General features: G+C 72.3%; 19 protein-coding genes and 1 riboswitch. Of the genes, 11 read left to right on the forward strand and 8 right to left on the reverse strand.

All coding sequences use genetic code 11. From position 1 onward, the window contains the following. Positions 1-226: 226 nt before the first annotated feature. Positions 227-1,444 carry a fumarylacetoacetase gene (gene fahA / locus ACFT32_RS15390; protein ID WP_382489221.1) on the reverse strand — a complete coding sequence of 406 codons (1,218 nt, stop codon included), beginning with the start codon at positions 1,442-1,444 and terminating at the stop codon, positions 227-229. Between the two features lie 379 nt (positions 1,445-1,823). On the opposite strand from fahA, the gene ACFT32_RS15395 reads away from it, so the two are divergent. The 5 genes from ACFT32_RS15395 (at position 1,824) to ACFT32_RS15415 (ending at position 9,040) form a co-directional block, all read left to right on the forward strand. Continuing rightward, positions 1,824-3,002: a DegT/DnrJ/EryC1/StrS family aminotransferase gene (locus ACFT32_RS15395; protein ID WP_382490686.1), complete on the forward strand. Its 1,179-nt coding sequence runs from the start codon at positions 1,824-1,826 to the stop codon at positions 3,000-3,002. Positions 3,003-3,006: 4 nt separating this feature from the next. Beyond that, positions 3,007-5,427, forward strand: a complete 2,421-nt coding sequence (locus tag ACFT32_RS15400) for an oligosaccharide flippase family protein (RefSeq protein ID WP_382489223.1) — start codon at positions 3,007-3,009, stop codon at positions 5,425-5,427. 228 nt (positions 5,428-5,655) lie between these two features. Next, positions 5,656-7,470, forward strand: a complete 1,815-nt coding sequence (locus ACFT32_RS15405; RefSeq protein ID WP_382489225.1) for a glycosyltransferase — start codon at positions 5,656-5,658, stop codon at positions 7,468-7,470. Then, positions 7,467-7,907 (forward strand): hypothetical protein, encoded by a 441-nt coding sequence (locus tag ACFT32_RS15410; protein ID WP_382489227.1) that lies wholly within the window; start codon positions 7,467-7,469, stop codon positions 7,905-7,907. Before ACFT32_RS15405 ends, ACFT32_RS15410 begins: the two co-directional genes overlap by 4 nt. Next, the gene (locus ACFT32_RS15415) at positions 7,904-9,040 is read left to right on the forward strand and encodes a glycosyl hydrolase (protein WP_382489228.1); all 1,137 of its coding nucleotides are present in this window, start codon (positions 7,904-7,906) and stop codon (positions 9,038-9,040) included. Before ACFT32_RS15410 ends, ACFT32_RS15415 begins: the two co-directional genes overlap by 4 nt. 19 nt (positions 9,041-9,059) lie before the next feature. Here the strand turns inward: ACFT32_RS15415 and ACFT32_RS15420 are convergent, their stop codons facing one another. The 3 genes from ACFT32_RS15420 to ACFT32_RS15430 form a co-directional block, all read right to left on the reverse strand. Next, positions 9,060-9,815 carry a polysaccharide deacetylase family protein gene (locus tag ACFT32_RS15420; protein WP_382489230.1) on the reverse strand — a complete coding sequence of 252 codons (756 nt, stop codon included), beginning with the start codon at positions 9,813-9,815 and terminating at the stop codon, positions 9,060-9,062. 83 nt (positions 9,816-9,898) lie between these two features. Continuing rightward, positions 9,899-11,263, reverse strand: a complete 1,365-nt coding sequence (locus ACFT32_RS15425) for a glycosyltransferase (RefSeq protein ID WP_382489231.1) — start codon at positions 11,261-11,263, stop codon at positions 9,899-9,901. Positions 11,264-11,304: 41 nt separating this feature from the next. Then, positions 11,305-12,375: a GNAT family N-acetyltransferase gene (locus tag ACFT32_RS15430; protein ID WP_382490689.1), complete on the reverse strand. Its 1,071-nt coding sequence runs from the start codon at positions 12,373-12,375 to the stop codon at positions 11,305-11,307. A gap of 186 nt (positions 12,376-12,561) precedes the next feature. Here ACFT32_RS15430 and ACFT32_RS15435 point away from each other — a divergent pair, with 186 nt between their 5' ends. Beyond that, positions 12,562-13,410: an HAD family hydrolase gene (locus ACFT32_RS15435; protein ID WP_382489233.1), complete on the forward strand. Its 849-nt coding sequence runs from the start codon at positions 12,562-12,564 to the stop codon at positions 13,408-13,410. On the opposite strand, the gene ACFT32_RS15440 is transcribed toward ACFT32_RS15435, so the two are convergent. After that, positions 13,374-14,144, reverse strand: a complete 771-nt coding sequence (locus ACFT32_RS15440; protein WP_382489235.1) for a LysM peptidoglycan-binding domain-containing protein — start codon at positions 14,142-14,144, stop codon at positions 13,374-13,376. The genes ACFT32_RS15435 and ACFT32_RS15440 overlap by 37 nt on opposite strands. A 5-nt stretch (positions 14,145-14,149) precedes the next feature. After that, positions 14,150-14,326, reverse strand: a riboswitch (cyclic di-AMP (ydaO/yuaA leader). Positions 14,327-14,827: 501 nt separating this feature from the next. Here ACFT32_RS15440 and ACFT32_RS15445 point away from each other — a divergent pair. From ACFT32_RS15445 to ACFT32_RS15460, 4 genes are all read left to right on the forward strand, one after another. Further along, entirely contained in the window at positions 14,828-15,838 is a 1,011-nt protein-coding gene (locus tag ACFT32_RS15445; RefSeq protein ID WP_382489237.1) for a polyprenyl synthetase family protein, read from the forward strand. Positions 15,839-16,057: 219 nt separating this feature from the next. Then, positions 16,058-17,296, forward strand: a complete 1,239-nt coding sequence (locus ACFT32_RS15450) for an outer membrane lipoprotein carrier protein LolA (protein WP_382489239.1) — start codon at positions 16,058-16,060, stop codon at positions 17,294-17,296. A gap of 77 nt (positions 17,297-17,373) precedes the next feature. After that, a complete protein-coding gene (locus ACFT32_RS15455; RefSeq protein ID WP_382489241.1) occupies positions 17,374-18,360 on the forward strand; it encodes an ATP-binding cassette domain-containing protein in 987 nt (328 codons plus the stop codon). Next, complete coding sequence (locus ACFT32_RS15460; RefSeq protein ID WP_382489242.1) at positions 18,347-19,219, forward strand: ABC transporter permease; 873 nt, start codon at positions 18,347-18,349, stop codon at positions 19,217-19,219. The genes ACFT32_RS15455 and ACFT32_RS15460 overlap by 14 nt, the downstream gene beginning before the upstream one ends. A 20-nt stretch (positions 19,220-19,239) precedes the next feature. On the opposite strand, the gene ACFT32_RS15465 is transcribed toward ACFT32_RS15460, so the two are convergent. The 3 genes from ACFT32_RS15465 to ACFT32_RS15475 all read right to left on the reverse strand — a co-directional run bounded on the left by ACFT32_RS15465 (position 19,240) and on the right by ACFT32_RS15475 (position 21,926). Further along, the gene (locus tag ACFT32_RS15465) at positions 19,240-19,821 is read right to left on the reverse strand and encodes a flavodoxin family protein (RefSeq protein ID WP_382489244.1); all 582 of its coding nucleotides are present in this window, start codon (positions 19,819-19,821) and stop codon (positions 19,240-19,242) included. Between the two features lie 117 nt (positions 19,822-19,938). Beyond that, a complete protein-coding gene (locus tag ACFT32_RS15470) occupies positions 19,939-20,895 on the reverse strand; it encodes an amidase family protein (RefSeq protein ID WP_382489245.1) in 957 nt (318 codons plus the stop codon). Positions 20,896-21,422: 527 nt separating this feature from the next. After that, positions 21,423-21,926 (reverse strand): DUF6668 family protein, encoded by a 504-nt coding sequence (locus ACFT32_RS15475; protein WP_382489247.1) that lies wholly within the window; start codon positions 21,924-21,926, stop codon positions 21,423-21,425. Between the two features lie 160 nt (positions 21,927-22,086). Here ACFT32_RS15475 and ACFT32_RS15480 point away from each other — a divergent pair, with 160 nt between their 5' ends. After that, a complete protein-coding gene (locus tag ACFT32_RS15480; RefSeq protein ID WP_382489248.1) occupies positions 22,087-23,823 on the forward strand; it encodes a tetratricopeptide repeat protein in 1,737 nt (578 codons plus the stop codon). Positions 23,824-23,829 lie beyond the last annotated feature (6 nt).

Here is a 23,829-nt window from a genome sequence, read left to right on the forward strand (position 1 = left end):
TCCTGGTCGGAAGAGGGGCGGCTACGGGTGGTGCGGGGGAGAGCGGCTGCTGTGCGCGCCGGTGCCACGGCCGAAGTGCTCGCCGAACGTGCCGTGTACCGCGCACGGGCGGACACACCGCCCGACGCCCAGTATGACGGGCCGGGCGGTGTGAGTCAGGAGTCGAACGCCATCGGAAGAGCCGGAAGGGGCGACTGTCGGCCAGACTCGCCCCTGCCGCCTGGGTTCACTCCGCTCCCGGTGTCACCCGCCCCGTCACCTCGCCGAGCCCCACCCGTACACCGTCCGGCCCCGGGGCCCAGGCCGAGAGGGTCACCACGTCGCCGTCCTCAAGGAACGCCCGCTTGCCGTCCGGGAGTTCGAGGGGCTCCTGGCCGTTCCAGGTCAGCTCCAGCAGGGAGCCGCGCTCCCGGTCCGCCGGGCCGCTGACCGTGCCCGAGCCGTACAGGTCGCCGGTGCGCAGGGAGGCGCCGTTCACGGTCATGTGGGCCAGCTGCTGGGCGGCCGTCCAGTACATGGTGGAGAAGGGCGGCTCGGAGACGACGTGGCCGTTGACGGCGACGCTGATCCGCAGGTCGTAGCCGGCGGGTTCCTCGTCGCTGTCGTCCAGGTACGGCAGCAGCTCGTGCGTCCGGGCCGGCGGGGCCACCCGGGCGTCCTCCAGGGCGTCCAGCGGGGTGATCCACGCCGACACCGAAGTGGCGAAGGACTTGCCGAGGAACGGGCCGAGGGGGACGTACTCCCAGGCCTGGATGTCGCGTGCGGACCAGTCGTTGAGGAGGCAGAGGCCGAAGACGTGCTCGCGGAAGCCGTCGAGGGACACCGGCTCGCCCATGGAGGACGGCGCGCCGACCACGAAGCCGACCTCCGCCTCGATGTCCAGGCGGACGGACGGGCCGAACACGGGAGCGGTGTCGGTGGGCGCCTTGCGCTGGCCGGAGGGGCGCACGACGTCCGTGCCGGAGACGACGACCGTGCCGGAGCGGCCGTGGTAGCCGATCGGCAGATGCTTCCAGTTGGGGGTCAGGGAGTCGGCGGCGTCGGGGCGGAAGATCTGGCCGACGTTCCGGGCGTGGTTCTCGGAGGCGTAGAAGTCGACGTAGTCCGCGACCTCGAAGGGGAGGTGCAGGGTCACCGAGGACAGGGGGTGGAACAGCGGTTCGACGGTCTCGCGGTGGGACGGCACGGTCACCCAGGCGGTCAGCGCCCGGCGCACGTCCGACCAGGCCGTGCGCCCCGCCGCCAGCAGCGGGTTGAGGCTCGGCCGGGCCAGCAGGGCGGCGTACGGGGAGCCGAGCGCGTGGGCCGCGGCACCGGCGTCCAGCACATGGTCGCCGAGCCGGACTCCCACGGACCGGTGGGACGAACCGGGGAGGGAGAACACGCCGTACGGCAGATTGTGCGGGCCGAAGGGGTCGCCCTCGGGGACATCGAAGGGGGGCATCGGGTGCTGCCTCGCTTTCGGGTGTGCCATGTCGTCGCCACGTGTTCGTGGTCATGCCACACGTTACGGGTGGCACCCCGGTCGTGGGCAGAGTCCGAGGAGGCGGACACGGGCGAACGGGGCAGGTGGGTGTGGGGGTGACCGGACGGTGCGACTCCGGCGCGGCGGACGGGACGCCTTATTCGTACGTGCCGGAAGTTATCCACAGGACGCGACGCAATCTTGACGGAGCGGTGCGAACGGGGCGACTCTGGGCGGGTGCCGGAAGGCCTCGGGGAGGGGGCGTTCCTACGGCACATCAGGGGGGCGGATGGCCATAGGGGAGGCCGGTCCGGGCTCGGTACGGCGTGGTCCACAGCCGAAGCGGCTGGAAGAGACCATGCGCGTCCGGCTCGGCCGGGAATGTGTGTATGTACCGTCGTGCCGTTTCGGGCTGTACGTGGCGCTGCGCCACTGGTGCCCGCCCGGCGGACGGGTGCTGATGTCGCCGGTCAACGACGACGTGATCTTCTTCGTCGTGCTCGCGGCCGGACTGCGTCCGGTGCAGGCGCCGTTGAACCCGCTCGACGCGTCCATCGACGTCGATGCCGTGCCCGAGGAGACATGGCGCTCGGTGTCGGCCGTGCTCACGACGAACCTGTACGGGAACCCGGACCCGGCGCCGCGCCTCAGACAGAAGTGCGACGCGCTGGGGATCCCGCTGTTCGAGGACGCGGCGCACGCCATCGGCAGCAGGGTGGGCGACCGGCCGGTCGGAGCATGGGGGGAGGCATCCGCGTTCAGCCTGTCCAAGCATGTGGGCGCCAAGGCCGGAGGCATGCTCTCGCTCGCCGATCCGGGACTGCGGGAGGCGGTGGAGAAGACCTGCGCGGGGCTGCTCGTCCCACGCCGGATGAGCTCCGAACTGGCTTACGCGGTCCGGCCGTACGCGGAGGCGACGGTGCGCGGGCTGCGGCTGCGGCGCGCCGCCTGGGCAGCGATCCGGCTGCTGGGTCTCGCGGACCGCGAGGAGATCCGGATGCCGCTGCGCCCGGACGAACTCGCCCAGGCCGAGCGCCGGGCGCCCGGGCTCGAGGCGCACCACCCTTGGGTGCGGGTCGACATGCACGACTACCGCCAGGAGTCCGGCCTGCTGCGGCTGCGGCGCATCGGACGCAAGCTCGACCGGCTCGACGAGGTGCTGGACGCCTGCCGTGCGGGCACCGAGCTGCTGCTGTCCACGCCCTGGGCCAAGCCGCGCGACGCGTACGGGACACAGCCGCTGTTCCGCGTCCCGCTGTTCGTGGCGGACCGGGACGCGGCGATCGCGGCACTGGCACGCCGGGGCATCGTCGTCGGCTACCTCTACGACCCGCCCCTGGACGACTACGCCGGTGCGGAGTTCACCGACCCCTCACCGGCCCCCGAGGCGGCCCGCTGGTTCGCGCGGCACGCGCTGCCCGTGGACCCGCTGCGGGCGCGGACGGTCGTCGAGGTGCTGGAGCGGTCCGGGGTACGACCGGCCGAAGCACCGGGAGACCTGTCCAGGGCCAGGCCGACACCGGGAGGGCTGGGTTAGTCCCGTGGCTGAGATCCAGGTACACGAGCCCGCCCCCACGCGCGCCGGAGGGGGCGGGCTCGAGCCTGCCGACAGCGAACACACGCACGACTCGCTGTTCAAGAACGCCTACTTCCTCATGCTCAGCACCGGCGTGTCCGCGGTGCTGGGCCTGGGATTCTGGCTGGTGGCCGCCCGCTACTACTCCGAGGAGGCCGTCGGCCAGGGCTCCGCCGCGATCGCCGCGATGCGGCTGCTCGCCAGCATCACGGCGACGACGATGATCGGGGCCGTCGTGCGCTTCGTCCCGCGCGCGGGACGGGAGACCGGGCGCCTGGTGTGGGGCACGTACGTGGCCAGTTCGCTGGTCGTGGCGCTCGCCGCCGCCGTCTTCCTGCTCACGCTCGACGCCTGGGGAGCCTCGTACGCCCCCCTGGGCACACCCATGGCGGGGGCGGTGTTCGTCGCGGCGTGCGTGGCCTGGGCGCTCCTCACCCTCCAGGACGGCGTGCTCACCGGACTGCGCAAGGCGGAGTGGGTGCCGGCCGGGAACGCGGTGTTCTCGGTCGGGAAACTGGCCCTGCTGGCCGTCTTCGCCGGCACGCTGCCCGTCCTCGGCATCTTCGTCTCCTGGGCGGTGGCGATCGCCTTCTCCACCTTGCCGCTCGGCTGGCTGATCTTCCGCAAGCTCATCCCGCGCCAGGCGGACCACGACCGGGAGAAGGAGCCTCCGAGACTCCGCGACATGGGCCGCTTCCTGGCCGGGGACTCGCTGGGCGCGCTGTTCAGCCTGGCCATGATCAACCTGTTGCCGGTGATGGTCGCGGTCCGCTTCAGCGCGGCGGAGAACGGCTACTTCTACGTGGCGTACACCGTCGGCGGCACGATGGAGTTCATGGCCATCAACATGGCCTCGTCCCTCACCGCGCACGCCTCGCACGATCCCCGCCAGCTCGCCGACGGCGTCCGGGGAGCACTGCGGCGCATGACGCTGCTGCTGATCCCGGTCGTGCTGGTGCTGGTCCTCTTCGCCCCGTACATCCTCACGCCCTTCAGCCCGGACTACGCCGAGCACGGCTCGACCGTGCTGCGGCTGCTCGCCCTCGGCGCACTGCCGCGGGTCGTGGTGGAGCTGTACATCGGCGTGCTGCGCGTCCAGGGGCGCACGGGTGTGCTGGCCGCGCTCCAAGGCGCCATGTGCGCCCTGGTGCTGGGCAGCGCGGCCGTGCTGTTCACCCCGGCCGGGATCGCGGGCGCCGGCTGGGCGGTGCTGCTGAGCATGACGCTGATCGCCGTCGTCTCCACGGTCGGGCTCCGGGCGGCACTGCGCCACGACGACACAGCGCCCGCCGTCCGCACCCCCGCCGACCCCTCCTACGGCACCCGCTGGGCCAAACTCAACGCCACCGCCGGCTACGGCACGACCTGGGCGCGCCGGGCCGCGTACCAGCCCAAGGACGGTGACCAGGACACGGTCATGCTGTTCATCGGCCGGCCGGGATACGAGCGTGAGGCGCTGCAGGCGGACACGCTGGCGCTGATCGTGCGGCCGGAGGGGCCGTCCCGGGAAGCACCGCGCGAGCCCGGAGCGCCACCGCGCGAGCCGGGAGCACTACCGCGCGAGCCGGGAGCACTACCGCGCGAGCCCGGAACCCCATCGCACGATTCAGCGGCACCACCGCACGATTCAGCGGCACCACCGCACGATTCAGCGGCACCACCGCACCATTCAGCGGCACCACCGCACGAACCGGCAGGACCGCTCACGGACCAGGAGCCACAGGAGCGGCGGCTGAGAGGCGCCCTCTGGAGCCTGCTCGGTGTCGCCGCCGTCTTCTTCCTGGCTCCGCTGCGCGACCTGCCCTGGCTCGACGACGCCTCCGAAGCGGCACTGACCGGGCGTCAGCTGCTGGAGGGGCTGCCGTTGCCCTCGCTCACCGCGGGGGGCCTGCTGCTCGTGGTGTTCGTCGCCGCCCTCACCCTGTGCACCCGGCGCGACCCGTGGCTGCCCGGCACGGCGCTGTACGCCGCGCTGCTCGCCCTGTACACCGCACCGGTCGCCCTCGGGCGGGAACCGCGGCCGGTGGACGGGGCGTTGTATGAGAAGACGGCCGGCTTCCTCGCGGACACACTGGGGCTCGACGGGCCCGAGCCGCTGCTGCGCTGGGCGCCGCCGGTCTGCCAGCTGCTGTGCCTCGTGCCGCTGTGGCTGCTGCTCGCGAGCGCGGGCGGCCGGCTGACGTGGCCGGGGCGCTGGGGGGTTCTGTATCTCGTCGCGGTCGGCGGCTGGGTGTGGCGCGACGCGCTCGCACCCGTCGCGCCGCCCCTGCTCGCCGTCCTCGTCCTGCTTCTGCTGCTCCGCCGCGCCGCGTCGGCGTGGACGCGCTCCCGCTCCATATCCAACCGACCGGTCGGCGGACCACCGAGCCGCCGGCCCAGCGACTGATCACGATCCAGCGCCGAACCGACACGATCCGGCGCCGAACAGAGTCGAACAGAGCCGATTCGCCAGGGGGGAACCACCGTGCGTCCGCCAGCAACTCCACGGGAGAGATCCACGCCAGAACCCACACCTGCCCGGGATGAAGCGGACTCGTCGGCTCCCCACCCCGAGACCTCCAGCCAGTCCTCCAGCCCCTCTTCCTCGGAGTCGTCGAGCCCCGCCCATGAGCCCGTGACGGACCTGTCCGATCTGCCTCCCGTCTGGCCCGGGCGCCGCGCCCTCGCCTGGCCCGGCGTGCCGCTGTTCGCCGCACTCGCCCTCTGGGCGTACGCCGTACGGCACACCGATGTCTCGCGGCTCGACGACTACGGCCTGGTCACCGCGCTGCACCCCACCTTCTGGGCCGGCCTCGCGGTGCTCACCACGGGCTTCTGGTTCACCGTCCGCGATCCGCGCCGGCGGGGCGGCTGGGCGGCGGCGTACGTCCTCGGGCTGCTGGTGATGGAGCGGGCCACCCAGGCCGTGGTCTATCCGACCCCGCTGTACGCCTGGGCGTGGAAGCACGAGGCGGTCATCGACCATCTGCTGACGGCCGGCGGTCTGCAAACGGCCGACCAGGTCGGCGACATGGCGGTGTACGACCAGTGGCCGGGCTTCTTCGCCGCGCAGGCCGCCCTGGAGCGGCTGCTGGGTGTGGACTCGGCGGCGATGTTCATGGCCTGGTGGCCCCTGGCCTCCAGTCTGATGCTGCTGCTCCCGCTGCTGCTGATCTACCGCACCTTCACCGAGGACCGGCGGCTGATCTGGACCGCCGTCTGGCTCTTCTACGTCGCCAACTGGGTGGGACAGGACTACTTCTCGCCCCAGTCCGTGGCCTACGCGCTGCACGTCGGCGTCCTGGCCGTCGTCCTGCGCCGCTTCGGCCGGTCCGCGGTGCGGCGCGGGCAGCCCCGGCAGGCCGTGTGGACGGTGGTGATCACCGTCATGCTCGTGGCGATCGTCATCTCCCACCAGCTCACCCCGGGCATGCTGGTCGTCTGCCTGCTCGCCCTGTGCCTCAGCCGCCGCTACCGCGACTGGGTCCCGGTGGTCACCACCGTCGTGATCTTCCTGGCCTGGTGTCTCACGGCGGCACTGCCCTTCCTGTCCGCCGCGATGCCGGACATGATCCGCTCCATCGGCGACGTCGGCGCCAACGTCGAGACGGGGTACGGCGCCACCCCGACCGGCACCGGAGCGATCGCGACCTCCTGGGCGGCCCGGCTGCTGTCCGGCTCCGTCCTGCTGCTGGCGGCCCTCGGCGTGCTGCGCCAACGGGTGCTGCGGCACCGGGCCCGGCCGCTGCTGCTGATCGCGGCGGCCCCGCTGCCGATGTTCGCGGCCAGCAGCTACGGCAGCGAGATGATCTTCCGGGTCCTGCTCTTCATGCTGCCCGGCGCCGCGTTCTTCGCGGCCGCGGCGCTGCTGCCCAAGGTCCGCACGCTCGCCGCCGACGCCGCGGCGCGGGAAGCCGGCGGCCGGCAGGCCGCCCCCGCCCGGGGCGGGCGACGGTGGCTCGGCGTCTGGGTGCCGCTGGCCGCACTGCTCGGCGGAACCCTGGCCTTCGTCCCGGCCTACTCCGGCAAGGACCGGATCAACTACTTCCCGCCGCAGGAAGTGGCCCTCGTACGGCAGCTGTTCGACCAGGCGCCCGACGGCTCGCTGGTCGTCGCCGCCAACCGCAACTACCCGCTCGCGTACGCCTCCTACTGGAGCGTCGACCACTACTGGTTCCTCGACGACGCCCGCAGTCACGTCGACCAGATCGTCCAGAAGCCGGCCGCCACCCTCGCCAGCGACATGGCCGGGGTGGAGCGACCGGCCCGGGCCTACTTCCTGCTCACCCAGGGGCAGTTGGCCAACTCCGAGATGAACGGCCAGCTCACCGAGGCACAGCTGGACCGCGTCCGGAAGTCCGTCGCCGCCTCACCGCGGTTCCGGCTGGTGGCGGAGAACAGCGCGGGATGGCTCTACGTACTGAAGCAGGCTGGGGGAGCGGAGCGATGACACCGCAGGAACTCGTGATCCGGATGCTGCCGCCGTTCGGCGGCTGGCTCGCGCTCGCCGCGCTCGCCCTGCCCGGCGGCTCGCCGCTGCGGGGCGCCGCGGTCGTCCTCTTCCTGGCCGCGGGCCCGGGCGCGGCGATGGTCAGAGTCTGCGCCCCCGCGCTGGGGGCACGGCCCGCCGAAGGCCCGGTCGAGCGCCGGGACCCGGACTTCGCACGCCACTCCGACCTGCTGGAGCGGCTGATGCTGGTGCTGTTCATGAGCATCGGTGCCGTGATGCTCGTCGCGACCGTCCTGATCGCCACACACACCTTCAGCGCGCAGCGGGTGCTGCTGACACTGACTCTGCTGACCACGCTCGCCGCGTTCTGTCCGCCGCTGCGCGCCTCCCCGCAGCCGAGGACGACGCCGAGTACACCGAAGGGTTCCGCTCAGTGAGGTTCAACCGTCCCCACCGTCCCCACCGACGTCACCGTCCCTTTCGCCGCGACCCGAACACGACCGGGCAGCCGGCCGCCGGCCCGTTCGCATCGAGCCGGCGCCGACTGCTGATCACGTCCGCCACGGTCGTCAGCGCGGTCCTGGTCGGCGTACTCGCCCTCCGGGACGCCTCCGGACCGGACCCCCAGGGCGCCGGTGCCAAGGCGGACTGCCGTCCCACGGCACTCCTGGAACCGCCCTGCGGCGCCTGGTTCGGCGCGTTCGTGCCGCACGAGCGCGGCGACCTGCCCGAGAAGGTGCGCGCCTACGAGAAACGCGTGGGCCGCGAGCTGGACATCGTGTACACGTACCACGACATGTCGCTGCCCCAGGGCACCCGCCGCGAGGGCCAGCTGCTCACCCCGGAGGAACGCCGCGTCGGCGAGGACCACCTGCTGCTGCTGTCCTGGGAGAGCAAGTGGTGGGGCGGCACGAAGAAGCAGCAGCCGACCTGGAAGCAGATCGCGTCCGGCGAGCTGGACGACAAGGTCATCGACGTCCAGGCCGAGCGCATCAAGGACTACGGCAAGAAGGTCTTCCTCTCCTTCGACCTGGAGATGGACACCCGCACCCCGGACAACGGCACCCCCGCCGAGTACGTGAAGGCGTACCGGCACATCCACGACCGGTTCCGCGAACTGGGCGTCGACAACGTGGTGTGGACGTGGATCACCACCGGCTACCTCGACCACGCCGACGAGATGAAGCGGATGTATCCCGGCGACGAGTACGTCGACTGGATCGGCTACAACCAGTACAACTACTACCGCTGCCACGACACGCGCTGGATGACCTTCGCGCAGACCCAGAACACCGCCCACGACTGGATCCGCGGGAACATCTCCGACGACAAGCCGCTGATGCTCTCCGAGTTCGGCACCGCCGTGGACTCGGCCCGCCCGCAGCGGCAGGCCGAGTGGTACGCGCAGGTGCCCGGGGTGCTGAAGGGCCTGGAGGGCGTCAAGGCCGCCCTCCAGTGGAACTACCGCGACCCCGGACCGCACTGCAACCTGGCGCTGGCGAACGACGCGGCCTGGGACAGCCTGCGCAAGGCGGCCGCCGACCCGTACCTGAACCAGCCGCTCAAGTAGCCCACCGGGTCGGCCAGGGTCAGCCCGCGAACTCGGGCCCGTGCACCACCGCACGGGCCCGCCGGTACCACCGCCACCCGATCGTCTTCGGCCCGTCGCGGTACGGCGCGACCCGCGCGCCCGCCCCCGCCAGCCAGCCCTCGACGTCGGCGACGGTGTGGGTACGCCGGACGATGAGCCGCGCGATGCGGTACCGCTCGTCGTGGTCGGAGCTGAGCGCGTGCCGTACGGCGGTCGCCGTCTCGTAGCCGGCCCGGGCCGACATGGCCCGTACCCGAGGGCTGTTGTAGCCGTGCGGATAGGCGAGGTGGCGGACCTCGTGGCCGAGGGCGTCCTCCAGCACGGCCTTCGACGTGCGCAGTTCGTACGCCAGGTCCTTGCCGGACAGCGTGTCGAGCTGTGCGTGGGTGACGGTGTGGCTGCCGATCTCCATGCCGGAACGTTCCAGCTCCGCCGCCCGGTCCAGGGTCATCATCGGGGCGGGCGGCAGCAGACTGCGGCCGCCCGGGGTGATGGCGCCGGTGGTGAGATAGGCGGTGGCGGGCAGCCCGCGGCCGGCCAGCGTCTCGGCCGTCGGGCCGGGCAGATCGGCGAAGCCGTCGTCGAAGGTGAGCAGCACGGGCCGGGGCGGCAGGGGCGCCCGCCCGGCCAGATGGTCGGCGATCGTGCTGATGGTGACGGGTGTCCGGCCGCTGTCGGCGAGGGCGTCGAGATGGGCCGCGAACTGCTGTGGCGTGACCGTGAACTCGGCGATCCAGCCGGGCGGGTCGTCCATCACGGCGTGGTACAGGAAGACGGGGATGGCCGGGGTCCCCGAGGGCGATATCGGCCCCTCACCACGCGTACGCGCCGACGTTCTCATCTCGCCCCCCGAGCAGTCTCCCGAACAGTCCCCGGAGCAGTCTCCCGAGCAGTCTCCCGAGCAGTCGCGCCAACCGTCGCGCGCAGTGCCCGCCGTGCCCGCACATAGCCGAGGGGCCCGTACAGCATCCCCCTGCGCTGCAACCGCGACAGCCGCCGCGGCCAGGGATGCGTCCGCACATCGTGGTCACCCGGCGCCGCCCCGCCCCCCTCCGTCTCGCGTACGGCCGTCAGCGTCCGGGCGTGGGCGAGGCCGCGGGGCAGCCGCGCGAGGAACGCCGGCAGCAGCGCGGGGCGGTTCACCAGCACCGCGGTCAGATAGGCGGTGAGCCCGGCGCCGTAGCCGTACGCCTGGGTCTCCAGGTCCCGCCAGGTCTCCCGGTGGTGGTGCCACACCAGTGCGGACGGCGTGTAGCGCAGCCGGTGGCCCTGGGCCAGGACACGGACGAAGCCGTAGAGGTCGTCGCCGCCCCGGGCGGCCGTACCGGCACCGGTGGCCGGGTCGAAACCGCCGACGGAACGCAGCACGGCCGTACGGAACGCCATGTTGGCGCCGGAGCCGAACCGCCCCGCAGTGAACGGGAACAGCGGTTCGTCGCCCGGCGGACGCGCCGGGTCGTACGTCCTTGGAGTGAAGCCTTTCGCGAAGCCGCCGTGGCTCTCCAGCAGCACCTGGGCCGGAGTGGTCAGCCGCGCGGGCAGGATCAGCCCGGTGGCGCAGCCGAGTCCGGCGTCGGCGGCGAAGGGCGCGGTCAGTTCGGTCAGCCAGCGCGGGTCGGCGACCACGTCGTCGTCGGTGAAGGCGACCACCTCGCCCCGTACGGCCGCGAGGCCCGCGTTGTGCGCGACCGCGAGCCCGGGCACCCGCTCGCACACGTACCGCACGCGCTCCGCGTACTTCCGCTCGACCAGCTCCCGCGTCTCGTCCGTCACGGGCGCGTTGTCCACGACGACGATCTCGAACCGCGGATGGTCCTGGGCCAGCAGCGAGTCCAGCGCACGGGCCAGTTGCCCGGCCCGCTCCCGGGTCGCGACGACGACACTGGTGTACGGAGGCTCACCAAGCCCACTGGGCTCACCGGTGTCCGCGCGCGCGGACGGAAGAGGCGCACACTCCGCCCGTGCCCGCCCCTCCAGCACAACCCGCGCGTCCGCCCCCTCCGGCACCCGTCCGAGCAGTGTGCCCACGGGCCGCCCACCCCTGCGGACGAGCACGAACACCTCGCCGTGTGTCACCGGCGGGCTCCCCGGACCGGGTCTGAGCACCGCCTCGTCACCGTCGAGGTCCAACTCGGCGACCTGAACCGCCCCGATGTCCAGGAACCGCCGTATCTCCTCCCGGGCACGCGCCGAACGAGCCATGCGCCCCTCACCCCCCACTCGTGTCAGGTAAGAACTCGTGTTCAGGTACGGCGCAGCCGAGCCGCGCCCTTCAGGGTCCGCGCGGCCAGCGCCGCGAGCCGCGGCCTGGCGCGGACGAAACTGTGCGCGCGGCGCGCCGGCTCGCGGCTCAGCCAGTGCAGTGCCGCGCCCGCCCCCGGCCGCGTCACCGCCCCCTCGTACACGGGCAGTTCGCCCGTCTTCAGCGCGTCCTTGTACTCCGCCGCGCCCCGCCCCAGGTCGAGCACGCCGATGCCCTCGGCGGCCGCCGCCTCGGCCATGCGCAGATGCAGCACCAGACCCGGCGAGTACTTCGCGAACTCCGGGTCGTAGGCCGGGAACCAGCAGGCCAGCACGGATGCCGAGCGCAGTCCGAAGTGCGCGGCGACGGGCCGCTCTCCGGCGTACAGCACGGACAGGGTGCCGCTGCACTCCGGTGCCCGGGTCCGGGCCAGCCGTCCCACGAGCCGGGTGATCCACTCCCGTGCGAAGCGGTCCTGCCGGCCTGTCCTGCGGTACTGCGCCGACTTCCACTCCATGAGGGTGCGCAGTGCGGCCGGGTCGCGTTCGTCGAACACGAACCGGGGCCCGCCGGCCTGCCGGCCCAGCCTGCGCTCCTTGGCCAGGGTGGTCTTCAGGAACTTCGGCGACTGGGCGCGCAGCACCGACTCGTACGTCTCGTAGCCCTTCTCCACGTCGATGACGTAGGTGGCGTGCTCCTCGGCCGCGTACCGGACGAACAGCCGCTGCTCGGCCTCCAGGTTGTCGAAGGCGAAGCTCGACACCGAGCAGGCCTTGAGGAGCCGGCCCGTGTCCAGGTCCAGGCCCGGCCGCAGGATCGCCCCCTGCGCGTCCGAGACGCCGAGCCCGATCGCCCGGCCCTGGCCCAACGGGCCCCGTTCATAGGGCAGGAAGCCGGCCGGCTCCTCCCCTTCGTACACCACCGCGACCCGTGCCTGCGGCCTCACCAGGCCGACGGCTTCGGTGAACTCCGGTTCCATGAAAGGGTTGCGCGGTGCCTCGGAGGCAGCGCGCAGCGCGCGCCAGCGCTCCTTTTCCCCTTCGCCGAGCTCCCCGGGCCCAGCCACGCGAATGCGCCCACTGCTCAACCTGACCCCCCGATCAAGTCCCCCCTGGACACTTGGAAGGTACCGCCCGAGACGGCCTCGCCGGTAGGTAGCGGACCATGTTGTTGCCAACTGGTACAGAGGCCTTCAACCGGGCAATCGGTGTCCACGGCGCGATGAAACGAAGGGGCGCGCTGTCCGTATTCTCAGATCATGGCCGCACCCATCGCATATTCACTCATCGCCACCGACCTGGACGGAACGCTGCTGCGCGGCGACGACACCCTCTCCGACCGGTCGCTCGCCGTGCTCGAACGGGTGGCGGAGGCCGGTGCCCAGCACCTCGTGGTGACGGGCCGGCCGGCGCCGCGTGTGCGACCGCTCCTCGACGACCTCCGCTGCACGGGGCTCGCGGTGTGCGGGCAGGGCGCGCAGGTGTACGACGCCGGCGCGGACCGGCTGCTGTGGTCCATCACCCTGGACCGGGAACTGGCGGAGACCGCGCTCGGCAAGATCGAGGCCGAGGTGGGGCAGGTGTACGCCGCGGTCGACCAGGACGGGGTCGACGGGCTCACGCTCATCGAGCCGGGCTATCTCATGCCGCACCCGACGCTGCCGGCCGTACGGGTCGACCGGCGCGACGACCTGTGGTGCGAGCCGATCAGCAAGGTGCTGCTGCGCCATCCCTACCTGTCGGACGACGAGTTGGCGGCGACGGCCCGTTCGGTGGTCGGCTCACTGGCGACGGTGACGATGTCGGGGCCCGGCACGGTCGAGCTCCAGCCGTGCGGCGTCACCAAGGCGACGGGCCTGGCGCTGGCCGCCGAGCATCTGGGGCTGCGGCCGTCGGACACCATCGCCTTCGGTGACATGCCCAATGACATCCCGATGTTCGACTGGGCCGCCCACGGCGTCGCGATGGCGAACGCCCATCCCGAACTCAAGGCCGTGGCCGACGAGATCACGCTGTCGAACGAGGACGACGGCATCGCCGTCGTCCTCGAGCGACTGCTGGGCGGGACGGCTCAGTACGGGCCGTTGACGTTGTCGATCGAGCCGTAGCGGTCGGCCGCGTAGTTGCAGGCCGCGGTGATGTTGGCGACCGGGTCGTACGGGTCCCACGACGTGCCGTCCACGTGGTAGGCCTGGAAGGTCGGGTCGATGGTCTGGAGCAGGCCCTTGGACGGGGTGCCCTTGACGGCGTTGGAGTCCCAGTTGTTGATCGCCTGGGGGTTGCCGGACGACTCGCGCATGACGTTGCGGTAGATGCCGTCGTACGACCCCGGAATGCCCTTCTGCGCCATGACGTCCAGCGCCTCGCGGATCCATCCGTCGAGGTTGTCGGCGTAGGTCTTCGCGGAGGCCTGGGTGGCCTTGGCGACGCCACCGGCGGGCTTCGCGGCCGGCTTGGCGGACGACTTGGTCGCCTTCTTCGCGGTGGTCGCCTTGGTCGTCGACACCTTCAGCTTCAGGCCCGGGTGGATCAGCTTCGGGTCGTCGCCGATGGCGGAGCGGTTGTCCTTGTAGAGCTTCTTCCAGCCGCCCGATACGTCGTACTTGTCCGCGATGCGGTAGAGCGTGTCGCCCTTGGCCACGGTGTACGTGAGCGACTTGGGCTGGGCCGCCTGGGGCACGGACTGTGCGACGGCGGGTGCGCTCTGCGGCGCCTCGGCGGCGCTCGCGTAGGTGGCTCCGAGGAGCGGGAGGGTCAGTGCCGCTCCGCCGGTGCCGGCGATCGCGACACCTCGGGAGAGCGGGTTGGTTCTGGGGCGACGGTGCTTGCCTCGTCCGGCCATGGCGAAATTCCTCTCCGGCGCCTGCGAGGTGAGCTGTCGGGTTCGGGCCGGGAGGTGCCCGGCCGCGTACGGCGGTGTACTGCCGTGCGCGGCTTCACCCCGAGCCGTGCCGCTGTGCGGACCGGCGACTTACCTGGGTCCCCCGCTCCTGCCCTGCGTGAGTGAGTCGGTTCGTGTGGGGGTCCGGGCGGCGGCAGGATTCGGCGTCCGCCGGACTGGCCGGGAACGTATGCGAGAGCACATGTCGGGAACAAGCGCCGGAGTCACATATTGCGCGGTTGACCTTGGTCGGGGGTGTTTGGTCCACTTGATCCTTTGCGAGAGCCAAGGCTCAACTCGCGTTCGACTGAAGGGGGTACGGGTCGATGTCGGGGTGGCGCGACAAAGGGGTTAACGTGATTCAACTCACTGATCACAAGCCCGTGGGGCAATTACCGTCAAAGGGAATTTGCTCAATCGTCATGGCAAATCGTGAATATCTGACTATCGACTGGTAAGTCGACAAATGTCTGTTCTTATGGCCCGATCGAAAACATAACGGTCGTGATCAGATACCACCCGGCCTGTAACCATGGGCGCTGGCGGTGATCGAAACGTGACCGGATACGCTGACTCGAGTGATGGCAGCGACCTATCGACAATCCGCGTAATCACCGGCAGACACAGCAGACAGGAGACCCCTCGTGACCGACGTCGGGCCGTTCGGGCTGAGCGTGCGGGACCAGGCTCTGGAAGCCGATGTCCAGGCCGGGTTGGCGGCTGTCGAGGAAGGCTTGTTCGAGGCCACCAAGAGTGAGGTGCCCTTCATCACGGAGGCCGCCCAGCATCTGGTGCGGGCCGGCGGCAAGCGGTTCCGTCCGCTGCTCGTGATGCTCTCCGCCCAGTTCGGCGACCCGTACGCGCCCGGGATCGTGCCGTCGGCCGTCGTCGTGGAGCTGACCCACCTCGCCACGCTGTACCACGACGACGTGATGGACGAGGCGACGGTGCGCCGCGGGGTCGCGAGCGCGAACACCCGCTGGGACAACTCGGTCGCGGTCCTCACCGGCGACTTCCTCTTCGCCCGTGCCTCGCACACCCTGGCCGACCTCGGTCCGGAGGCGGTGCGGGTGCAGGCCGAGGCGTTCGAACGGCTGGTGACCGGGCAGATCCTGGAGACGGCCGGACCGCAGGACGGCCGCGACCCCGTCGAGCACTACCTGGACGTGCTGGGCGGCAAGACCGGTTCGCTGGTGGCGGTGTCGTGCCGGTTCGGCGCGATGATGTCCGGCGCCGACGAGACGACCGTGGACGTGCTGACCCAGTACGGCGAGCGGCTCGGCGTCGCCTTCCAGCTCGCGGACGACTTCCTGGACATCGCCTCCGACTCGCACGAGTCCGGCAAGACGCCCGGCACCGATCTGCGCGAGGGCATCCCCACGATGCCGGTGCTGCGGCTGCGCGAGCGGGCGGCCCGGCTCGGGCTCGCCGACGACATCGCCCTGTGCGAGCTGCTGGACTCCGACCTCACGGACGACGAACGGCACGCCGAGGCCCTGCGCCTGCTGCGCGCCCACCCGGCGCTGGAGCAGGCCCGGAAGGACACCGTCCGCTACGCCCAGGACGCCCGCTCGGCGCTGGCCCCCCTGCCCGAGTGCGCCGCGAAGACGGCCCTCGTGGAGCTGTGCGACGCGGTGGTGCACCGGGCCGGCTGACCGGCAACCCCTACGGGTCGGGGGAGAAGCCGCCCCTCCGTGTCATACCCCAGCAGTACGTGGAGTTGAGTCCGGGGTCTGACGTATTTCCCTGGCCGATTTGGTCAGATGGAAACCACGGAAAACACCAAACCTCACCTGTTCGGGTGAGAATGGCGGCCAGGGACGAGTGCGTGGACGACACGGACAGCCGCCGCCGACCACGGAGGTAGGGCACACATGGCACCGTACGCATCCGACGACAGCACGACCGCCGGGGAGGCCGACGAGCAGCGTTCCGGACGGCGCAAGGCCGCGCGGTACGTCGTACCGGTCACGGTGATGGGGGTGGCGGCCGCGACGATCGGGCTGGTCCCCGCGCTCGCCGACTCCGGTGATCCCGACCTCCCGAAGATCACCGCACAGCAGCTCATCGAGAAGATCGCCAAGTCGGACGTCCAGCAGCTGTCCGGCACCGTGAAGATCAGCACGGACCTCGGGCTGCCGGACCTCGGCGGGCTGGAGAGCAGCCTGATGTCCGGAGCCGCGAGCCAGGGCGAGGGCGGCTCCTCCGCCGACCCGACCGCCAAGCTCACGGAACTGGCCTCCGGCACGCACACCCTGCGCGTCGCGGCCGACGGCCCGGACAAGCAGAAGCTGTCGCTGCTGGAGAACGCCGCCGAGTACAGCATCGTCCACAACGGCAAGGACGTCTGGGCCTACGACAGCAAGTCCAACGAGGTCCACCACGGCACGGCCTCCGAGAGCGGCAAGGACCAGCGGCAGCAGCCGCCTGCCACGCCGAAGGACTTCGCCGAGGAGGCCCTCAAGGCCGCCGACGAGACGACCTCCGTGACCGTGGACGGCACCGCCCAGGTCGCCGGCCGGGACGCCTACAAGCTGCTCATCAAGCCGAAGCAGTCCGGCTCGACGGTCGGCGCGATCACGGTGGCCGTGGACGCGAAGACGGGCACACCGCTGAAGTTCACGCTGACCCCGGCGGGCGGTGGCTCCGCGGTCGTCGACGCGGGCTTCACCCAGGTCGACTTCGCCAAGCCGGCCGCGTCGACCTTCGACTTCACCCCGCCGAAGGGGGCGAAGGTCACGGAGGAGAAGGCGCCCGAGAAGGGCCTTGAGAAGGGCTTCGACAAGGGGGAGGCCCCCCGGCCCGCCCCGGAGTCCCTCCCGAAGTCCGAGGAGGACCTCGGCAAGGGCCTCGACGGCATGAAGACCATCGGCGAGGGCTGGAACTCCATAGCCACCTTCGACACCGGAGGCGAGGGCGTGCCCTCCGGCGAGGCCGGCGGCGACCTCGGCGGCTTCATGAACTCGCTCGGCGACAAGGTCACCGGCAAGTTCGGCTCGGGCACGGTCTTCTCGACCCGACTGGTCAACGCCCTGATCACGGACGACGGCAAGGTCTATGTCGGCCTGGTCACCAAGGACGCCCTCGTGAAGGCGGCCGACGCCGGCAAGTAAGTCCCGTACCGCTACAGGACGTCGAGAGACCACGGGACGTCGAAAGACCACGGGACGTCGAGAGAACGAGGAAGCCGATGGGCGAACCGTCCGCCACGGAGCCGGAGTCGAGTGGCGCGGATGACGCGGCCGGGGAACCGGTCATCGCCACCCGCGCGCTCACCAAGCGCTACCGCGGCGGACAGCTCGCCGTCGACGGTCTCGACCTGACCGTCCCGGCGGGCAGCGTCTTCGGCTTCCTCGGCCCCAACGGCTCCGGCAAGACCACCACCATCCGCATGCTGATGGGCCTCATCGAGGCCACCTCCGGCACGGCGCGGGTCCTCGGGCAGCCCATGCCCCGGGCCACCCGCGCCGTGCTGCCGCACGTCGGCGCCCTCATCGAGGGCCCGGCCCTCTACGGCTTCCTCTCCGGCCGCGACAACCTCATCCGGTACGACTCGGCCGACCCGGCCGCCGATCCGCGCACCCGGCGGGCCCGGGTCGCCGCCGCCCTGGACCGGGTGGGCCTGACGGCCGCGGGGGGCAAGAAGGCCAAGGCGTACTCACTGGGCATGAAACAGCGCCTGGGCCTGGCCGCCGCGCTGCTCCAGCCGCGCCGGCTGCTCGTGCTCGACGAGCCGACCAACGGCCTCGACCCGCAGGGCATGCGCGAGATCCGCACCCTGATACGGGAGCTGGCCTCGGACGGCACGACGGTCTTCCTCTCCTCCCATCTGCTCGACGAGATCGAGCAGGTCTGCACGCACGCGGCCGTGATGGCCCAGGGCCGACTGATCACACAGGGCCCGGTCGCCGAGCTGTCAGCGGGGGCACGCGGGCGGCTCGTGGTGACCACGCCGGACCCGGCGGAGGCGGCCCGGGTGCTGAAGGAACAGGGCGTCGGCGACCTCGTCGTCACGGACGACCGGGTGACCGGCGAACCGCCGGACCGCGACCTCGCCGAGGTGAACGCCGCGCTGGTGACGGCCGGGGTACGGGTGCGGGGCTTCACGGTCGAACGGGCCTCGCTGGAGGACGCGTTCGTGGCGCTGACGGGGGAGGGCTTCGATGTCGCAGGCTGACACGGCGAAGGCTGCCGTACGCCCGGTGAGCCCGCTGTGGACCTTCGGGCTGCTGCGCAGCGAACTCACCACGACCTTCCGGCGCTGGCGCACCCTCGCGCTGCTGGCCGTACTGGCGGGCGTGCCCGTCCTGGTCGGCATCGCCGTCAAGATAGAGACGGGTGACGGGTCGTCGCCCGGCGGCGGAGGGCCGGCCTTCATCTCGCAGATCACCAACAACGGCCTGTTCCTCGTCTTCACCGCCCTGGCCGCCACCCTCCCGTTCTTCCTGCCGATGGCGATCGGGGTCGTCGCGGGCGACGCGATCGCGGGCGAGTCGAACTCCGGCACGCTCCGCTATCTGCTGGTCGCCCCGGCCGGCCGCAGCCGCCTGCTCCTCACCAAGTACGCGACCGTCGTCATCTTCTGCCTGGCGGCCACCCTGGTGGTCGCCGTCTCGGCGCTGACGGTCGGCGCGCTGCTGTTCCCGCTGGGCGACCTGACGACCATCTCTGGTACGCGCATCGGCTTCGCCGAGGGGCTGGGCAGAGCCCTGCTGATCGCCCTCGCCGTCGCCGCGTCACTGATCGGCGTCGCGGCGCTCGGCCTGTTCGTCTCGACGCTCACGGGCAGCGGCATCGCGGCGATGGCGACCACCGTCGGCCTGCTGATCACGGTCCAGATCCTCGACCAGATCCCGCAACTGCACGCCCTCCAGCCGTACTTCTTCTCGCACTACTGGCTGTCCTTCGCCGACCTCATGCGCGAGCCCGTCTACTGGGACGACCTGGCGAAGAACCTCGGCCTCCAGGCCCTGTACGCGGCGGTGTTCGGTTCGGCGGCCTGGGCCCGCTTCACGACGAAGGACATCACGGCCTAGGACTCACTCGCCGTCCGGGTTCACTTCTCGTAGAGGAACCGGGCGGGCGGGGCCTCCTGGGTGAAGAACGTCTTCGCCCGGGTCAGCGCCTCGGTGTCGTTCAGCACGTCACCGGGCTTGCTGCCGTTGCCGAGCAGCACCCCGCCGAAGCGCATCCCCATGTACGCGGCCGAGTTGTGGAGCGTCCCGATCAGCGGGTCGGCGACGACCTCCTCCCGGTGCGCGAGGGCGGTGACGCCCCACAGGGTGCGTCCGGCCAGGGTCGCCTTGAAGTCGAGGCCGGGCGTGCGCAGCCAGCCCGACCAGTAGTCCAGGTAGCGCTTGGTCTGCGCGGAGACCGAGTACCAGTACAGGGGCGAGACGATCACGATGTCCGTCGCCGCGAGCGTGGCGTCGAGCAGCAGGGCGAGGTTGCCCTCGGTCGGGCGGACATGGTCGCTGTCGTGCCGCAGGTCCTCGAAGTCGGGGATCGGGTGCTCGGTGAGGTCGATCCACTGCTGTTCGACGTCCGGGGGCAGTTGCTCGGCGGCCCGGCGGGCCAGCAGCTCGGTGTTGCCCTCGGCGCGGGCGCTGCCCAGGACGAAAAGGAAACGGCGGGTCATGGTGTCCCCCAGAAGAAAGGCGTACGGCGATTACACGCGCATGCATCATATGCGTGCGCATTCAATTCCGCCAGGGGTGCCTGTCAGGCAGGGACGTCTGTCGGACGGGCGTGCCCGTCAGCTCCCGATACGCGCCTCCGCCTCCCGCGCCACGGCCAGCAGCAGCGTTTCCCGCCCGTGCGGCGCCACCAGTTGCAGCCCGGCCGGGCAGCCGTCCTCGCCGAAGCCCGCCGGGAGGCTCAGGGCCGGATGCCCGCTGAGGTTGAACGCCCAGGTGAGCGAGGTGGAGTAGCGGTCGCCCGGTCCTTCGTGGCCGTGCGGCGCGGTGGGTGCCGTGGGCGTCAGCAGCAGCTCGGCATCCTCGAACAGCCCGGCCAGCCGCCGGTCGTTCTCCGCCCGGACGCGGTGGGCCCCGGCCAGGTCGGCGCCGGGTGCGCGCAGGGCGAGCCACGCGGGCCCGGGGTCCGTGAGGCACAGCGGCACCCGCGGTCGTACGAGCCGTACGACATCCGCCGCCACGAGTCGTTCCACCGCGGCCCGGGCGAGTGCGACGGGTTCCGGATCGGGCCCGGCGAAACCGAGGTCGGGGGACCAGGCGGCGGCGACGGGAAGGGGCGGGAGGACGGGCTCGGGCTCGCCGGACACCACCTGCCACCAGCAGGCCGCGTCCGACGCCGAGCGGGCGAGCACGCCGGGGACGGCCAGTCCCGTGCGGTCGGCGGAGGGCAGCCGCCCGACCGTGGCCTTCAGGCCGACGACCCCGCACCACGCCGCCGGGATCCGCACCGACCCGGCCCCGTCGCTGCCCGTCGCCAGCGGCGCCAGTCCGGCCGCGACCGCCACCGCCGACCCGGCCGAGGAACCGCCCGGCGTACGGTCGGCCCGCCATGGGTTGACGGTCCGGCCGCGCGCACCGAGCCCCCAGGTCTGCCACGGCGTCCCCGGCCCGGGCACGGAGGTCGCCCCCACGACCACCCCTCCGGCCGCGAGCAGCGGCCCCGCCGCCCGCATCCCGTGCCGCCCCTTCACGGCGATGGGCACACCGGCGAGCGGCAGCCCCCCGCCCGCTGTCATGAGGCTGTCGGCCTCACTCGTGTGGGGGACACCACCGGGCCTGTCGGCACTACTCGTACGAAGGGCGCGCCCGGGGCTGTCGGCTGCGCTCGCGCGAGGGACGCCTCCGTGCGGGTCGGCTGCGCTCGTGCGAGGGACACCCCCTGGCCTGTCGGCTGCACTGGCGCCAGGGACACCGCCTGGCCTGTCGGCGCCACTCGTGCGAGGGGTGTCCCCGGAAATGCCGGCATCACTCGTGCGAGGGACACCCCGGCGCCCGGCCGCTGCGCTCCTGCGCGGGACATCCCCCGCCCCGTCGGAGTTGTCAGCTCCGCTCAAGCCGGGTGCACCCCCGGCCCTGCGTTCGAGCAGCGCGTCCACCTCGCCCGCCCGTCGCAACGCCTCCTCGTGCCACACCTCGACGAACGCGCACAGTTGGGGATCGGCCCGGTCGATCCGCTCCAGCGCCGCCGCGACCACCTCGACCGCGCGCAGCTCCCGGGCCCGTACGCCCGCCGCGATCTCCCGGGCCGACAGAGGGAAGGCCGTCAGCGTGCCGCTCCCGTCAGCCTCGCCAGGGGCGCCGTCTCGCGCGGCGGGTGGCCCAGTTCGCCGAGCCGCCAGGACGGTACCCACGGCACGCGGTACACGTCGATGACCGTCTCCAGGGACTTGACCCGCTGGGCGAGCGGGCGGGGCAGGCGGCCCGGGGCGTCCGCCACCAGGACGACGCCGTCGAGGTCGAGCCCCTGCGGAGCCTGACCGCGCCGGAAGATCTCCACCGCACCGGCGACCGTGTCCAGCCCGGCCGCGTGCGTCCGGGCGACCAGCAGCACCGACGGCGGGTCGCCCGGCCCGGGCCACGCGCGGCCGCTGTCATGACCGCCGTAGACCGCGGTGAGCGTGGAGACGCCCGCGCCGCCGTGCGTGCCGACCCAGGAGAAGCGCCGGGCCGCGGCATGGGCGTGGGCCGGCTCCGGCGGTCCCGGCTCCGGGGTGTTCACCGGGCCGCGGATCCAGATCTCCGGGCCTTGTCGCACGCCTGTCTGCATGCACCTCTCCTCCCTCGTACTCCCGATCTTCATGCCAACCGGAACAACGCGCGCCGGGGCCTACAGTCCTTGGGACGAGCCTGTGACACCGCGGTGACGTGAGAAACGGGAGCGAGCGGACACACTCGACAGTAGGTGTACGACGCCGAGTGAGGGGACGATGTCGCGACTCAGCCGCGAGAAGAAGCGGGAACAGAAGCAGGCCGCACACGCGGCGACCCCGGCGGCGCCGGTCGACGTCCATGTCCCCAGGACAGGGCACGGTGCCGGACCGGGAGCCGGGGCCGGAGCACCGGGCGTGTCCGACGGCGCGTCCGTCGGCGGCGTCCCGGTCTTCGCCGCCCCCGGCGAGGAGATCCACAAGGCCGTCCTGAACCGCCTCCACCACATCGCCCTCGCCACCGGCCACGCGGTCCTCGCCACGATCCACGACGAGCGCATCGGCTACGTCGTCCCCCTCCGGGTCGACCCGGACGGCTCCAGCCACTTCACGGCCGAGCCGGTTCGTACGGCACCGCCGGAGGAAGCGGTCGCCGGACGCCCGCCGGAACCGCCCACGACCGGCACGGCGACGGCCCCGCCCAGTTCCGGTCCGGCCACGGAGTGGCCCCCGGCGGGCGCGGCTTCGGAACGGCCGACGGCCAGCGCCGCCACGGAACCTCCGATGGCCGGTGCGGCGACGGAGTGGCCCCCGGCGGGCGCGGCTTCGGAACGGCCGACGGCCAGCGCCGCCACGGGATCTCCCATGGCCGGTGCGGCGACGGAGTGGCCCCCGGCGGGCGCGGCTTCGGAACGGCCGACGGCCAGCGCCGCCACGGGATCTCCCATGGCCGGATCGGCGACGGAGTGGCCCCCGGCAGGCGCGGCTTCGGAACGGCCGACGGCCGGCGCAGCCACGGAACCTCCCAGGTCCGGCGCCGCCACGGAGTGGCCCCCGGCCGGCGCTGCCGCCGAGCCGCCCGCGGTCGGCACGCCCGCGGAACCGCCCACGCCGGGCACGCCCGGACCGATGCCACCCGCTGCGGCGGAGCAGGAGCCCCCGCGGAAGCCCCCGCACAGCGACAGCGCCACACACGTCCTGCGCCCCGTCCCGGAGTCCGGCGATCTCGGCGCGTCCCCGACGTTCCGGCTGCGGGCCGTGCAGGAGCCGCCGCAGCCCGCACCCGAAGACGCGCCTCCGGGCCCGGCCACCGCGCCCGGCACCGTCGCGCCCCCGACCGGTGAGTTCGGGCCGCCTCCGCCCATGGACGCGAGGCCGCTCCCGCTCCCCGAAAGCGGTCCCGCCGCCGCGCCCCGGCGTAGGGGGAAGCCCGACCCGGTGCTCGAAGCGGAGCTGCTCGCCGACCTCGACGCCAAGCCCACCCCCGCCCGCGGCTTCGACGCGGTCGCGGAGGCCATGTTCGGTGACGAACCCTCCGGCGCCCCGGGCGACTCCGGAGCCCCCGACCACCTCGTCGCGGAGCCGATCACGCGGATCAACGAGGCCGTGAAGGAGGGCAGGATCGACGCCGCGGCCGCGCTGGCGGACCAGACCGTCACGCAGGCGTCGGCGACGCTGGGGCCGGAGCACCCCGAGGTGCTCCGGCTGGGTGAACTCAGCGCGTACATCGCCTACTTGGCGGGCGACCCGCTCCGCGCCTTCCGGCTGTCGCTCGACCTGGCCGGTGCCCGCCGCCGTACGGGCGACGCGGAGGCCGCGTACGGCAATGTGCAGAGCGCGGCCACCGCCTGGCGGGCCGTGCGCGACCCGGCGCTGGGGCTGGAGCTGGGGCGCGACCTGATCGGGCTGTGGACCGAGCTCGCCGCCGAGGACGGCCCGGCCGCCGAGGAGATCGAGCAACTGGAGTCGGCCCGGGCCCGCATGGGCCGCCTCACGGAACGCGCCCGCAACCAATAGAGAAAG

It is taken from the genome of Streptomyces sp. NPDC057002, assembly GCF_042673825.1.
In the GTDB taxonomy this organism is placed as follows: Bacteria; Actinomycetota; Actinomycetes; order Streptomycetales; family Streptomycetaceae; genus Streptomyces.

Excerpts from the sequence above, each read along its gene's own strand:
- ACFT32_RS15455 (WP_382489241.1), top strand. The coding sequence starts at position 17,374 with ATGGGCGAACCGTCCGCCACGGAGCCGGAGTCGAGTGGCGCGGATGAC.
- ACFT32_RS15435 (WP_382489233.1), top strand. The coding sequence starts at position 12,562 with ATGGCCGCACCCATCGCATATTCACTCATCGCCACCGACCTGGACGGA.
- ACFT32_RS15410 (WP_382489227.1), top strand. The coding sequence starts at position 7,467 with ATGACACCGCAGGAACTCGTGATCCGGATGCTGCCGCCGTTCGGCGGC.
- ACFT32_RS15460 (WP_382489242.1), top strand. The coding sequence starts at position 18,347 with ATGTCGCAGGCTGACACGGCGAAGGCTGCCGTACGCCCGGTGAGCCCG.
- ACFT32_RS15465 (WP_382489244.1), bottom strand. The coding sequence starts at position 19,821 with ATGACCCGCCGTTTCCTTTTCGTCCTGGGCAGCGCCCGCGCCGAGGGC.
- ACFT32_RS15470 (WP_382489245.1), bottom strand. The coding sequence starts at position 20,895 with ATGACAGCGGGCGGGGGGCTGCCGCTCGCCGGTGTGCCCATCGCCGTG.
- ACFT32_RS15395 (WP_382490686.1), top strand. The coding sequence starts at position 1,824 with ATGCGCGTCCGGCTCGGCCGGGAATGTGTGTATGTACCGTCGTGCCGT.
- ACFT32_RS15480 (WP_382489248.1), top strand. The coding sequence starts at position 22,087 with ATGTCGCGACTCAGCCGCGAGAAGAAGCGGGAACAGAAGCAGGCCGCA.
- ACFT32_RS15475 (WP_382489247.1), bottom strand. The coding sequence starts at position 21,926 with ATGCAGACAGGCGTGCGACAAGGCCCGGAGATCTGGATCCGCGGCCCG.
- fahA (WP_382489221.1), bottom strand. The coding sequence starts at position 1,444 with ATGCCCCCCTTCGATGTCCCCGAGGGCGACCCCTTCGGCCCGCACAAT.
- ACFT32_RS15440 (WP_382489235.1), bottom strand. The coding sequence starts at position 14,144 with ATGGCCGGACGAGGCAAGCACCGTCGCCCCAGAACCAACCCGCTCTCC.
- ACFT32_RS15425 (WP_382489231.1), bottom strand. The coding sequence starts at position 11,263 with ATGGCTCGTTCGGCGCGTGCCCGGGAGGAGATACGGCGGTTCCTGGAC.
- ACFT32_RS15420 (WP_382489230.1), bottom strand. The coding sequence starts at position 9,815 with ATGGACGACCCGCCCGGCTGGATCGCCGAGTTCACGGTCACGCCACAG.
- ACFT32_RS15450 (WP_382489239.1), top strand. The coding sequence starts at position 16,058 with ATGGCACCGTACGCATCCGACGACAGCACGACCGCCGGGGAGGCCGAC.